Annotated in this window: 8 protein-coding genes; 2 read left to right on the top strand and 6 right to left on the bottom strand. The window is 40.1% G+C overall.

Going from position 1 to position 15,053, the window contains the following annotated elements:
* Nucleotides 1–65: 65 nt before the first annotated feature.
* The 6 genes from HMAT_RS21210 to HMAT_RS21185 form a co-directional block, all read right to left on the bottom strand.
* On the bottom strand, nucleotides 66–2,441 hold the full coding sequence (locus HMAT_RS21210) for an ABC transporter permease (protein WP_104384863.1): 2,376 nt from the start codon (nucleotides 2,439–2,441) through the stop codon (nucleotides 66–68).
* A gap of 48 nt (nucleotides 2,442–2,489) precedes the next feature.
* Nucleotides 2,490–4,895 (bottom strand): ABC transporter permease, encoded by a 2,406-nt coding sequence (locus tag HMAT_RS21205; RefSeq protein WP_104384862.1) that lies wholly within the window; start codon nucleotides 4,893–4,895, stop codon nucleotides 2,490–2,492.
* Nucleotides 4,896–4,936: 41 nt separating this feature from the next.
* Nucleotides 4,937–7,354, bottom strand: a complete 2,418-nt coding sequence (locus tag HMAT_RS21200) for an ABC transporter permease (RefSeq protein ID WP_104384861.1) — start codon at nucleotides 7,352–7,354, stop codon at nucleotides 4,937–4,939.
* 103 nt (nucleotides 7,355–7,457) lie between these two features.
* On the bottom strand, nucleotides 7,458–8,141 hold the full coding sequence (locus HMAT_RS21195) for an ABC transporter ATP-binding protein (RefSeq protein ID WP_104385115.1): 684 nt from the start codon (nucleotides 8,139–8,141) through the stop codon (nucleotides 7,458–7,460).
* Between the two features lie 100 nt (nucleotides 8,142–8,241).
* Nucleotides 8,242–10,608 (bottom strand): ABC transporter permease, encoded by a 2,367-nt coding sequence (locus HMAT_RS21190; RefSeq protein ID WP_104384860.1) that lies wholly within the window; start codon nucleotides 10,606–10,608, stop codon nucleotides 8,242–8,244.
* A gap of 88 nt (nucleotides 10,609–10,696) precedes the next feature.
* Nucleotides 10,697–11,950: an efflux RND transporter periplasmic adaptor subunit gene (locus tag HMAT_RS21185; RefSeq protein ID WP_104384859.1), complete on the bottom strand. Its 1,254-nt coding sequence runs from the start codon at nucleotides 11,948–11,950 to the stop codon at nucleotides 10,697–10,699.
* A gap of 324 nt (nucleotides 11,951–12,274) precedes the next feature.
* Between HMAT_RS21185 and HMAT_RS21180 the strand changes: the two genes are divergently transcribed.
* Nucleotides 12,275–13,657, top strand: coding sequence for a TolC family protein (locus HMAT_RS21180; RefSeq protein ID WP_158656036.1), 1,383 nt, complete (start codon nucleotides 12,275–12,277; stop codon nucleotides 13,655–13,657).
* A 31-nt stretch (nucleotides 13,658–13,688) separates the two neighbouring features.
* A complete protein-coding gene (locus tag HMAT_RS21175; RefSeq protein ID WP_104384857.1) occupies nucleotides 13,689–15,050 on the top strand; it encodes a sigma-54 dependent transcriptional regulator in 1,362 nt (453 codons plus the stop codon).
* The last annotated feature ends 3 nt before the right edge of the window (nucleotides 15,051–15,053 follow it).

Here is a 15,053-nt window from a genome sequence, read left to right as displayed (position 1 = left end):
GATTATTAACCTATTGTTCAAATCCCGACTGATGGATTTTTCTTCGATTACTTTTATATTGAAAATTATTCGTCTCTTAAGCTGTCTACTGGATTGCTCAAAGCTGCGCGAACGGCCTGATAGCTAACGGTGATAATTGCGATCAGCAAGGCCAAAATACTTCCGAGGATAAAGGTTTGTACGTCCAAATCTGTTTTATAGGCAAAATTGCTCAACCATTGTTTCATCAGGTAAACCGCGATAGGGCATGCGATCAAAATAGCAATGGAAACGAGGATCACGAAATTTTTGCCCAGTAGTCTGACGACACCAAAGGTGCTTGCTCCAAGTACCTTGCGGATTCCGATTTCCTTTATGCGCATTTGTGCTTCGTGCGTTGCCAGCGCAAACAGGCCCAAAGCGGATATAAAAATTGCGATGCCCGCAAAAATGTTGAATAACAGGCCGGTGCGGTGTTCCGATTTATACAAATTGTCAAACTGCTGATCAATGAATGTATAATTAAATGGAGCATCGGAAGGATAGCGATTATAGATCTTTTCTAATGCCTTAATGGCCTCAGGAGCTTTTGTCGTACTTGTTTTGACATATACAGTGCCACCTCCATAACGCGTCCAAAAGACCAGCGGTCCTATTTTATCTTTAATGGATTTGAAGTGAAAGTCTTTTACCACACCGATAATTTTTCCCGGGATATCATGAAAACTCATATTTAATCCCACGTATGGCGGTTTTAAGCTCATTTGTTTTGCCAAGGTCTCATTGATGATATATCCAGATGAATCAGCAGGCATGCCGCTAAAGTTTTTTCCTTCCAGAAATTGTATATTCATTAGAGGGATAAAATCCTTATCAATGGTGGCCTGAGCAACAATCAGTTTGTTGTCTTTAGACTTGCCCGGCCATTCGATATCGCTGGTTGCATTTCCGTAATCCGTCATATTGTAAACACTGGACAAGGAAACAGCCTGAATAGCGTTGTTGTTTTTGAGTTCGGTCCGTATCGCATCCATATGTTTATAGGCTTCCTGTGGAAGACGAAGGCTCATGACATGATCTCTGTCATAGCCGAGATTGATCTTTTGGATAAAAGCCAATTGGTTTCGGATCATTAGGGTACATACAATCAGTGTCACGGAGAGCGTAAATTGGAAAACCACCAATATTTTACGCATCGTATTTGAGGAAACACCTTTTACGGATTTTCCTTTTAACGAATGGATTGGATTGAATGATGAAAGTTGTATCGCAGGGTATATACTAGATAGACCCAGTGTCCCTATAATTGCGATCCCAATGTATAGCCATATCGCGGTATTATGGAAGGTAAAACTGATTGATTTTTGTGTGATCTGATTATATCCTGTATGAAGGATGAATATAAGAATGAAAGCGATTAGTAGTGAGCAAAGGAATACAACAACCGTTTCCGTAATGAATTGTAGGAATAGGTGGAGACGGTTGGCACCGATTATTTTGCGAATACCAACGTCTTTCGACCGATCTAATGCCCTTGCGGTGCTCAGATTGACATAATTTACCGACCCGATGACCAGCAGCAATACCGCTATGATCCCAAAAATCTGCACCATGCGAAGCGTTGATTTATTCCCGTCGGGTGCAATTAGATGCATGGTTTTTAAGGGGTCTAAAACAAATACAGTTGAATTTTCGCCGTCGCGGGCTTTGGTATAGGAGTCGGTGACAGATTTACCGATAAGTGCTGCAGAAGCGTTGGGTTTGACTTTAACATAAGTTGAAAAACTGTAATTGCCCATATCTTCATCGATTGTTTTCCATTTGCCATTACCGCCCGATTTTGTAAACCGCTGTGCATAATAACCCAATGGAATAACCACGTCAAACTGCATCGAGGAGTTTTGTGGGAGATCTTTTAGGATACCCGCCACGGTGAATAGATCTTTCTGATAACGGAAAGTTTTTCCGATAACCTGCTGGCTACTAAAAAGCTTTTCTGCTATCGATGGGGTGATAAGTGCCTGTTTGTAATTTGCCTGAAAACCTGATAGGGAACCCTCTTGCAAAGGGAAGTGAAATATGTTGAAAAAATTATCATCAACATAATAGATGTTTATATCCGTTACGGGACGTTTCAGCTTATCATTGACCAGTGTGATACTATAATCCTGTGAAACGCGTGTCGCATACTCCACCTCAGGTATATTTTGTGCATAGTTTCCGATCGGACCCGGTGAGATACCCCATATCGCGCCATTGTGCTCGGGATCCAAATGAGAATTGACTTTGTAGATCTGTTCATAGTCTGGATGGAATTTATCAAAACTTTGTTCATCCTGTACCCATAGAATAATTAATATCGAGGCTGTAAGACTGACCGATAAACCTAATATATTGATAGCGGTATAGAATTTTCTTTTCCTTAATTCTCTGATTGCCGTTATTAAATAATTCTTTATCATGAGGATAGGTGTTTATTGCATTGATTATTATTGTGCCTCTTTACTGTTCTATTCGTCTCTTAAACTATCTACCGGATTTGCACGGGCAGCCCGCAATGATTGGAAACTTAATGTCATAAATGCGATCACTATCGTGAGTATCGCCGGGATAAAAAATAGCCACCACTGTATTTCAATTTTAAATGGAATATCACGTAACCATTCATGCATGGCCCACCACGCAATTGGTGTCGATACCAAAATTGAAATGATAATTAGTTTGATGTAATCTTTGGACAGTAAACCGATGATACCGGTAACCGAACTTCCCAATACTTTGCGGATTCCAATTTCTTTTGTGCGTTGTACGGTTGTTATCGTCACTAAACCGACGAGACCAAGGCAGCTCAGCAATAAGGTGATTGCGGTCGCCAAATTGATAATCTTGGACAATCGCATGTCAGTCTCGTAAAGGGATTTGATCTCCTGATCGTAAAAACGGTAGCTGAATTTTGCATTTGGATAGATACTTTTCCATTCTTTTTCGAGGTTTGCCAGTGCAGTTGGCCATTTTTTAGGATCACTGTCCAAGCGAACGTTAATATGTCCCAGTGGACCTCTATTGGTCGAAACCTCCATCACAATGGGGTTCAATTGCTGGTGGAGATCTTTGCTGTGGAAATTGGCTATGATACCAACAATTTTAACGTTTTTGTCGCGGGATACAACAGCCTGTCCAATTGCTTCGTCAGCGTTTTTAAAGCCCAATTCTGTCATGGCTCTTTCATTGATTACAATACCCGAACTTGTGTCGGACATCGACAGTTTACGACCTGCAAGCAATTTGATATGGTAAAGGTCAATGTAATCCTGATCCACAAATTTGTATTGCATAAACTGATTTTTACTTTCCTCTTCGCCATATTTGCGAATCGGATTACCCCAATAACTGTCGTCCATAGGAAAATGCCCCAAGGAAACACGGCTGATTCCGGGATATTTAGCTAATGCCTGCTTAAAAACAAATGGATCTGTTGTCGCTTTATCGGCGTTTCTATTTGGAATTGATACGGTGACTATAGCATCCTGATCAAAGCCTAAATCGCTTTTGAGCATATGTTTGATCTGAATGCTGATCACAAACGTGCCAATAAGGAAAATCTGTGCAATAATAAATTGAAAGATAATCAGACCTTTACGGAGAAATACCCCTTTGTTGGAATTGTTTGACAGTGATTTTATTTTCATCACTTCGATCAATCTTACTTTGTTGATCAGTATCGATGGATATATTCCCGCAAATAATGTAATTAAGACGAGCAATCCAATGACGAATAATAGGAGGTTGAACTGATCGTTGTAGTTGTTGATGTCTGGCGGGATAAAATCACTGAGCAGCAATTCCATCATTTTTGTCAATGGCCAGGAAAGAAATAACGCAAATAGCGCGATCAAAAAAGTCTCTGTCAAAAAGCTTCGGGTCAAGTAAATTTCCCGTTCACCCAATGTTTTTCGGATACCGATAGCGCGTGCACGCATAGGTACCATTGCTGTACTTAGATTGATGTAATTGATAGCAGCCAGAACAAGTAGAAAAATAGCTATTCCGATAAGGCCATAGAGCACTTTGATATTGCTGTGATTCTGTATAATAGGATTGAAGTGGAGGTCAGACAGCGCCGAGAAACGGATACTTCGTTTAATATTTCTTTTTTTATATTCCTCGCCATTCATTTCCAGTGTCTTACGGTTGATGATGTTCTCAAGATTGTGGATATGATCAGACGATTTGACTTTAACAAAAAGCTGGTAGTAGTTCATCAGCATGAGCCAATTGTCCATATTTGGATCTTGATCAGGTATTTTGATAAATTCCTTACCAATAAAAGTACTTGGATAGCTTAGATCTTCGACAATTCCCGATACCGTAAATTGCGTGCTATCATACGAAATGGTTTTGCCAATAATATCCTGATTTTGCAGCTTGGGAAAATAGGCTTTTGCGCGGGATGCGGTAAGGACAACCTCATTTTGGAGTTTGAAAAGCTGATTCGGACTTCCGGCAAGCCATTTGTAAGGGACCATTTTAAAATAGTCGGCAGTGGTCGCGAAAATCTTTTCCTGTCCTGCAAATTCTGTCGGTGCTTCACCTTTGGATGAAGGCGTCACGACTTCAAAATAACGATTATAGTAAGGCACGACCAATTCGGCATCTTGTGTGTTCTCTTTTAAGTAATACGCAAGAGGAAAGGGTACAGCGTCAAAATCTCCACTTTCATTTTCGTGTTGTGTATGCGAATATACTTTGTAGATCTGCTCTTTTTCAGGATGCTTTCGGTCGAAACTAAATTCATAATTGACAATACGAAAAATAAACCAACAGGCGCTTATCCCAATAGCGAGCCCCAATATATTTAAAAAAGTAAAAAGACGATAACGCCAAAGCTGTCTAAAAATCAATTTTATATTACTCATTACAATTCAGTTTTATTGGGTTTATTTTATAAAATGTCTCTTTATTCATCTCTTAAACTATCTACAGGATTTGCACGGGCAGCACTGACGGATTGATAGCTCATGGCTAAAAACGCTACGCCAATAGTTACTATCGCCGGAACGATAAACATCCACCAGCTGAGTGTTATCTTAAAAGCAAAATCTGTTAGCCATTTATCAATCGCTAACCAGGCAATTGGTGTAGCAATTAGGATCGAAATAATAATTAGTTTGATATAATCTTTGGATAGCAATAGCACAATTCCACTGATTGTGCTCCCCAGAATTTTCCGTATACCGATTTCTTTTGTCCGTTGATGTGTGGTTAATGTCACTAATCCAATCAATCCCAGGCAACTTAGCAAAATAGTAATGGATGTTGACAAATTGATTATTTTATAAAAGCGATAATCTTTCTCATAGAGTTCTTTGATCCGCTGATCATAAAATTGGTAGGTAAACGGTGCATTTGGATATACGTTTTTCCATTCATTTTTTATGGATGCAATCGCCTGACGCCATTTTTTTGGATCTCCATTTAATTTAATATTAATATTCTGCAGCGTGCCCTTGTTGGTTGATATTTGCATAGCAAGGGGTTCTAATGGGGCGTGAAGATTAAAGTTATGGAAATCGGCCAGTACGCCGACAATTGTCGTTAGACGATCGTTTACGGAAACGGTTTTTCCAACGGCTTCAGTAGGGGATTTAAATCCAAACTTACCAATGGCCATTTGATTGATCAGTATTCCTGAGGTTGTATCCGAAAGTTTGAGCGCCCGCCCTGACAGTAGTTTCATTTTGAATACATCCAGGTAATTTTCTTCGATATATTTAAAAGGCATATTGACCAGAACCTGACCGGTATCGCTCTGCATTATGATATTATTTCCCCATTGGTCGTTATTCATTGGGAGGTGGCCTAGCGAAACCTGGTCGATTTCAGGATATTTTCGAAGAAGTTCTTTCAAAAGAAACGGACTTTTGCCTGAATCTTCTGCTTTTTTATAGGGTAGTTTGAGGGTAATAACAGCATCATCCTGAAAGCCAGCATCGCTGTTTAAGGCATGTTGGAGCTGTAAACCCATGATCACAGTCAGTACAACAAAAGCCTGAGCGATCACAAATTGAAAGACGATGAGAATCTTTCGAAGTGAAATACCACCAAAGGAAATTTTATCGGCCGTATGTATTTTTATGGCTTCGACGACATGGACTTTATTAATAAGGACGGCTGGATACAGACTTGAAATCAACGTTAGTAGGATAATAAGCCACACTAGAAAGATAAACACAGGTAGACTATCTGAATAGGCATTTATATTTTCCGGGAGATATGAACTAAAGGTAAGTTCAAATATTTTGACCAATGGCCAGGAGAATAATAGCCCAAATAGACAGGTTAAAAAGGTTTCTTTGATAAAAGACAATGTCAAGTGTCGGGGTTGCTCGCCTAATGTTTTTCGAATGCCGATTTCCCTGGCCCGGGCGGGAACGCGGGCTGTCGTCAAGTTGATGTAATTGATGCTAGCCAGTATGAGCAAAAATGCCGCGATGCCAATAAGTCCAAACATGATCTGCTTGTCGCTGCTGTTTAGGATGAGTTTATTGAAATGTAATTCATTAAGCGGAGCTAATTCGTAACCAGCAGTTATATTGTGCTGTTTAAATTTATCACCCACCATCTCATTGAACTTTTTGGTTGCAGTGCCAGTGACTTGCGCGGCACTTCCGTTGTCGGTTAATTTAACATAAACATGGAAATTTGAACTTGAATTCTCCCAATTTTCTGCTTCCTGAGGATTGGGGTTTACACGTATAAATTCCTTATTGACAAAACTGCTCGGATAGTCTAAGTCGGCGACCACTCCGACCACAGTAAGGAGCTGATCATCGTATTGCATAGTCTTGCCGAGAAGGGATTTTAAGTCTGCATCGGGGAAATATTGTTTTGCACGTGAGGCCGTCAGGATGATCTCATTGTTGTTTTTGAGTGCGGTATTCGGATTACCAACAATCCATTTGTAGGAAACAAGTTTAAAATAGTCCGTAGTGGCTGCAACAATTTTGTCCTGCTCATTGAACTCCAAGGTTTCATTATCGGAACGCTTAACCTTGATGCTTTCAAATGATCGGTTAGCGATAGGTGCAACCAATTCCAATCCGGTCAGATCCTTCTTTAAATTAGCACCGAGATAAGCACCTAGAGGGTAGGGGGTCCCATCAAAACGGTGTATATTTTCACCTTCCTTAAAGGCCGAGTAAAGTTTATAAATCCGTTCCTTGCCGGGATGATTCTGGTCAAAACTGAATTCGTAGTTGACAATTCGAAATACCACCCAGCTTGCGCTGATCCCGATCGCTAGACCGATGATATTAAGGAAGGTAAAGAGACGGTTACGTCCCCATTGTCTTAAAATTAATTTTAAACCTTTCATCGTTTTATACTTTAAACTCGTTTAATAGCTCTTGATCCGCTATTGGTAAGCGCTCTTGATATTTAAGAACATTTCTTGTCCTTAAAATGGGCCGCTAGCTTTGCTAGGATCCTAATGATGTTGTTTCCATAATGACCTGACCATCCAGCATACGGATGACACGATCCGAAAATTTGGCGTCATGTTCACTGTGCGTTACCATCACGATGGTTGTGCCGGCTTCGTTCAATTCTGTTAAGAGCTGCATCACTTCATTACCGTTGTTGGAATCCAGGTTACCGGTAGGCTCATCAGCAAGGATCAGTTTGGGATTATTGACGACAGCACGAGCTACAGCCACGCGCTGTTGCTGTCCTCCGGAAAGCTGTTGCGGAAAGTGGTTGCGGCGGTGCATGATCTGTACTTTCTCCAGTACTTCCTCGACACGTTTCTTACGTTCGGCTGCCGGGACATTGGTATAGACAAGAGGAAGTTCCACGTTTTCAAATACCGTCAATTCATCAATCAGATTAAAACTCTGGAATACAAAGCCTATATTGTGCTTGCGTAAATCTGAACGGCCACGTTCTTTGAATTTCGCGACTTCAATCTCGTTGAACAGGTAGCTTCCCTCATCCAAATCATCCAATAAACCGATAATATTCAGTAAAGTTGATTTGCCACAACCAGAAGGACCCATCACGGCAACAAATTCACCTTCTTTCACGTGAATATTTAAATTGTTTAATGCGACAGTTTCTACTTCTTCTGTGCGGTAATACTTTTGAAGATTGGTTATTTTAATCATATTTTTTGCGCTCATGGTTTTATTTTTTTTGCCTGGCAATCGCTTTAGGCGGTTATTATTCTGTTTAATTATATTCTTCTCAAATTGTTTATTTGTCTGTTTATTCGTCTCGGAGTGTTTTGGTCGGATTGGCAATTGCAGCTTTAAAGGCCTGCGAACTGATCGTCAATAAAGCTATTACTATTGCAGCTAGTCCACTCAACACAAAAACTGTCCAGGAAATTGTGATATGATGCGCGTAGTCTGCCAGCCATTTGTGCATAAAAATCCAGGCAATTGGAAAAGCAATAATACAGGAGATACCAATAAGGATAATAAATTCACGATTGAGCATCTGGATAAGCCTAGAAACTGACGCTCCTAGTACTTTGCGGATACTGATTTCCTTGGCACGTTGTTCTGTAGCAAAGGCGGCTAAACCAAATAGGCCCAAGCACGAGATAATAATAGATATGATGGCGAATACGCTGGATAGCTGTTGTATAAAAAGTTCAGCCTGAAATTTGCTATTGAAGGTTTCATCCAAAAATTTGTAATCGAAAGGAAATCCGGGATTATTTTTTACAATAATCTTTTCAATTTGCTGAATAGCTTGTGGTAGATCAATTCCGGCTTTTGTTCGGATATTTAGTAGACCGTTCTCTCTGACCAAGGGAATAAATAACATCGGATCTGGATCGGCATATACGTTGTTATAAACAAAGTTTTTGACGACTCCGGCAATGGTATAATTTTCTTCGCCGTAATTAAGGATACTACCCACTACATGACCATCTTTGCGGATTAATTTAGCCAGAGTTTCATTAATAAGAACCGAAGTGCTGTCTCCTAGTAAGTTGGCGTGGAAGTTTCTTCCATCAAACATTTTAAGATCTAATGCTGGTACTAATCCTTCATCTGCGCGCAGCATTCCGATTAGAATACTTGTGTTGGGATCTTTTCCTTCCCAATTGAAACCAGATGTGTTATTGTAAATGTTGAGGATACTCACATCACTGACACCTACCTGTTCTACCAGCCCCGTTGCTATGAGCTGGTTTTTGATCAGAGGAAGATGTTTGGCCATGTCACCTTGCAGTGTGGTGGTCAATACCTGGCTCTTGTCAAAGCCTAGGTCTCTATTTTTATTATGTTGTATCTGCTGATAAATGATGATTGTACAAATGATCAGTACAACTGAGGCGGTATACTGTAGCACAACCAATCCCTTGCGTATTAGACTTCCGGTCCCAGTTTTCTGCTTTGCTCCCTTGATCGTCGATAGTGGTTTAAAAGCAGACAGAAAGAATGCTGGATAACTTCCTGCAAATAGTCCACAGATTAAAGTGATTGTGACGATAAAGGCAAGATGTATCGGTTTTAATAAATCGACCTGAAGGTCTTGGCCAATCAAGGTGTTAAATGGCCGAATACAAATATAGATCAGTAAAATAGCGACTAAAGAGGAAATAGCGGCTAGGACCAAAGATTCTGCAAGAAATTGACTAATTAACGATTGGCGACTTGCGCCAACCACTTTTCGCATTCCGACTTCTTTTGCTCTTTTCTCGGATCTGGCAGTAGCGAGATTCATAAAATTGATGCAGGCAATTAGTAAAACGATCCAGGCAATAATGGTGAATAGACGAATATTTTTTAAGCTTCCTTCAATCTCATTTCCACTGTTGTCAAAACGGTTATACGTAATCCATCTTTCCATTGGATAAAGGAAGTTTTGTGAAAAAGTAACCTCACCATTGGTCTTGTTTTTGACATAGTTCATTAGCTGTTTGTTGATGCGGTCAATATTTGCATTTTCTTCAACTTGGATCAATGTCTGGATGCTATTGTTTCCCCAGTTAACTAGCTGTTCTTGAGTAGTCTCAAATTTTTTAAAAGGAATTAGCCATTGAAATTCATAGTTGCTATTTTTAGGAAGATCTTTTGTGATAGCTGAAACGATGTAGAGTTCTTTGTTATTGGTTTTTACTGTTTTACCAAGGGCTGGCTGATTGCCAAATAATTTTTTCGCAGCAGATTCTGATAAAATAATGTTATCTACTTTGTCAAACGCGGTCTTACGGTCTCCCTCCATAAATTCAAGAGAAAGTACATCTGCGAGGGTCGGGTCAGCATATAACCCATTTTGGAATAAATTGTTGTCACCAACAGAGAACAACATTGGGCTATTCCAGGTCATACGTACGGCATGCTTGATACCCGGAATCTCTTTCGCTATATTTTGTGCCAGGGGACCGGGGGTTGATTCGAAAACAAAGGTTGCACCTTCATAGGTCTGTTTTGACTTGACAACGTAGATGTCCTTCTTGTTTGGGAAGTTATCGTTGTAACTCAATTGGTTTTCTACCCATAAAAAGATCAACGAAGCTGCTGCAATGCCTATCGCTAACCCAAATATATTGAGAAAGCTGTAACCTTTGGTTTTCCAAAGGTTACGAAAGGCTGTTTTTATAAAGTTCTTTATCATCGTGGTATTGCGTAATTGGTGTTTGCTTATTCAGATTTTTGTTAAATAAGCCAGTGGATTACCCCTGGCTTTATTTTTCAATTTAAACTTATCTCTTAATACTTAGTTCCTGCACTTTATCATAGGTCTCGTAGCTTGATACAACTACCTTGTCTCCCGGTTGTAATCCTTTGATCACTTCATAATATTCAGGGTTCTGTCTGCCCAGTTGGATGTCTACGCGGTAAGCTGTATTTCCATTTTTATCCAATTTAAAGATCCAATTACCACCGGTTTGTTGGTAAAATCCACCCTTGGCTAGCAATAAAGCTTTGGTTTCGTCGCTTAAGGCGAGACGTATCTGTAAAGTTTGTCCACGACGGATTCCTTTAGGTACGTCATTGATAAATTCCATATCGACTTGAAACCGCCCGTTGGTTACTTGTGTGTAAACCTTCTTGATGCGTAGCTTATAGGTTTTATCACCGATGGAAAATTCTCCTTGCAAATCAGGAAAAATGCGGTTGATATAATGTTCGTCAATATCGGCACGGACTTTAAAACCTGTCAAAACATCGATTTGGCCCAGACGCTCGCCTGCATTTTTGTTCTGTCCGATTTCGGCATCAAAGGCTGTTAACTGACCATCTACAGGTGCGCGTACGATGAGATCTCCGATTTTCCTTTTCATTAATTCCAGCGCACTTTGTGTACGTTGGTAGGTCTGTTTGTCCTGATTGGTTTTTTGAGCGTTGGATATCTCGTCTTGCTTTAAGATCTGTTTCGTTAGATTAACGCGTTCCTTTTGGTAGTTATATTCATTTTTTGATTTTTCAAATTCCTGTGATCCTATGGCTTTTTCGTTCAGCAATTTCTGATTTAGGCGGTAAATCCGTTCAGCCTCCCTATAGGCCTGTTCAACATCTGCCATTTGGTTGCGGTTGTTAATAGATGCTTGCTGGGCATTGGTCTGGGCGATCTGCGACTGTGTCAAAAGGTTCAGTACCTGAGTTTCCTGTTGAACCAATGTGAGCTCTTGATCGGTATTGGATAGGCGCATAATAGGATCTCCTTTTTTTAAGACAGTACCATCCTCAACAAATTTTTCTTCTACGCGACCACCCACAGAAGCGTCTAAATAGATGCTGCTGATTGGAAGAACTGTACCGTTGATCGGAATGAACTCCTGAAAGTTACCATTTTTTATTTCGACAATAGAGATACGGTCCGCTTCTACATTTAGCTTACTTTTGCCCGAGGTAAAGTAAAAACTAGCACCGATTAGTCCGACAATGCCAGCAATCCCTACGATGGTCATGATACGTTTGCTATTCCACTTCTTCTTTTCTAAAGGTCTGTCCATAATTTAATATCAATTTGCTATGTAACTATGAAAGCTGTGCCAATAATTTAACTTATTGATTTTTAGTTGTTTATTTTGTGTGTACTGCTGTTTGGTGTTCGATAGCGGACACTTCATGTACGATGGCGTACAACCCTAGCGGTATCTTGGGTTTTTAGTGTTTATTTTTGTTGTATTTTAATAAGATTATCAGGGTGTTCAATATCGGACAGTTCATTGTACGAACTTGGACATTGGTCGTTTGGAGTTTTATGCATGTTGTTGATAATCAGAAATTTTATTGTTTGGCATGGGGATGGTCTGCTTGGAAAACAAAAAGTAGATATGAAGAGAATCTATATATATAGTACATTGTGTTTTTTGCTGACCTATATGAAAGTTGAAGCACAACAGACCGAGCAAGGAATTGGAGAAAAGGATGTTGTAAAAATAGAAGTCGCAACTAACGGAGATAAGGATGGATCAAAACGCAGCTTGGCCGAATGTATTCAATTGGCGATAAAAGCCAATCCTACCTTACTACAGAATGAATTAACTATTAAACGTGCGGAGGTGAATCTTTCACAGGCAAAAGCGAATCGATTACCTAATTTAAATGGAAATCTAGGTCATAGCCTCACTTCGGGGCGTTCAGTCGATAACTCCACAAATCAGTATATTACTAGGAATAATTCCTCTGGAAATTTTTCGTTGGACGCTAGTGTGCCCGTTTTTAATGGATTTCGCATATTGAATGATATTCGAATGCGCGCAGATGCGAAGACGGCTGGAAAACTTGAGTTTGATTCGCAGGTCAACGCACTGAAACTGGATGTTATTACGGCTTATATTCAGGTGTTAACCGCACAGGATGTTTTGAAGCAAGCGGAAATGCAAACAGAGGTAACGCGAGAGCAGGTACGTCGTGCTGAAGCGATGCAAAAAGAAGGAGCAATTAATCCCGGAGATTATTTTGATCTAAAAGGGCAACTTGCTAACGATATTAATATGATCGAAAGCAATAAACAAATCCTGTATACGAATCGTGTAAAGTTAGCCGGTTTTTTAAATATGGAGGAGTCGCAATTGGGCGATTTGCAGGCATTGGCGTTAACAGCTGACGCACAAAAATTGGAGGCGGTAGCGCTTTATAAATTGGCGACGGAGAGCCTCCCGGATATTCCCGCATTGGAATGGAAAATTAAGGCGGCCGAAAAGAATATCAAAATAGCGCAATCATCTTATTGGCCTTCTTTATCTTTAAATGGTGGATTAAATACGAATTATTCCAAAAATGGAATGGATGGGGATTATTGGTATCAGATGAAAAATAATGTAGGAAAGTACGTATCATTAAATCTTTCAATCCCTGTTTTTAATAGATTTAAGGTTAGGAATGATGTTAAACTGGCTAAATTGGATTTGGAATCGAGCAAATTTCAACGCGAGATTGCGTTAAATAATTTGAGGGCCGAGACTGCAAATGCTGTTTTTAATCTCAAGAATGCAAGTAATACCATTGTACAATTGCATGAGCAAAATACAAATTATGCGGAATCATTTCGCATCGCCAAAGTTGTATTCGAACTGGGGAACAGTAATTCAGTCATATTTTTAACGGCGAAGAACAAGTATGATAATAGCCAGATCCAGTTGGTTGTCAAGCAGTATGAATGGTTGCTACAAAAATATATCAATGATTATTACGCAGGCTCGTTAAATTTATAGTTATCTTAGTGTCTGAAAGAAGCCAGGGAATATGAAAAAAGCATCTATTTTAGTTGTCGACGATGACCAAGATTTACTCACAGCAGCAAGGATCCTGCTAAAACCTAAAGTTAACCATGTTCAAGTCGAATCTAATCCAGAAAACCTGATTGGGCATTTGGAGAAAATGCCTTATGACCTTGTGCTTCTGGATATGAATTTCAGAAGTACCATCAATACCGGGAATGAAGGTTTATATTGGTTGTCACGGATCAAAGAAAAGTTTCCACAGGTTCATGTGATTATGATCACAGCCTATGGTGCGGTGGATCTGGCCGTAAAATCGCTAAAACAGGGAGCCGCCGATTTCGTGGTCAAACCATGGGAAAATGAACAGTTGCTGGCAACAATTGAAAGCACACTCGCAGAATCAAAAAACAAAGAGAAGAAAAATAAAAGTTCACTGTTGCGGTCAAGTAATAGCCCGGACCTAATTGGTAATTCGGTGGTCATGGATGAACTGCAATATAAGCTTGAGAAAATAGCGCCAACAGATGCCAATATCTTGATTTTGGGCGAGAATGGTACCGGTAAAGATCTGATTGCACAGGCGATTCAACGGCGCTCGTTACGCTCGGATCAGGTCTATGTTAAAGTTGACGTGGGCGCATTGACAGAGACCTTATTTGAAAGTGAACTTTTCGGCTACAAAAAAGGAGCGTTCACAGATGCGCGGGAGGACCGTCAGGGACGTTTCGAGGCAGCAAGTGGTGGAACGTTGTTTCTGGATGAAATTGGAAATATCTCCTTACAGCAGCAGGCCAAACTATTGACCGTACTGCAAAACCGACAGGTTACGCCACTAGGTTCTTACCAGCCGATCCCGGTTGACATACGCTTAATCTCAGCTACTAATGTATCCCTGAAACAGTTGGCTGACGAAAGTCGTTTTCGAAAAGATTTGATTTATCGGATCAATACGGTAGAGATTCAGGTACCACCGTTACGTGAAAGGGGAGAAGATATTAGACTATTGGCCATACATTTTTTGGATATCTATGCTAAGAAATACAATAAGCGAATAGAAGGATTTGAACCGGACGCCATAAAAAAGCTTTTTGCTTACCATTTTCCGGGAAATGTTCGTGAGCTACAATATAGCATCGAACGGGCAGTCATTATGGCTGACCAAGTAAGTATTGCGGGAAATGATCTATTTTTCTCACCCATTGAACAACAGACTGAGCAGGTTGTTGTTGAATCCATACCCAGTAGTCAAAATCTGGAAGAATTGGAGCGGAAAGCCATCAAATCAGCCATCGAACGTTATAATGGCAATATCAGTAAAGCTGCAAAGGAATTGGGGCTAACGCGCGCGGCACTCTACAGACGTTTGGAGAAATACGATATCTAGTCT

Source organism: Sphingobacterium sp. HMA12 (genome assembly GCF_002933815.1).
GTDB lineage: Bacteria > Bacteroidota > Bacteroidia > Sphingobacteriales > Sphingobacteriaceae > Sphingobacterium.
Note: the sequence above shows the minus strand (reverse complement) of the source record. Positions and strands in the feature narration are given on the sequence as shown.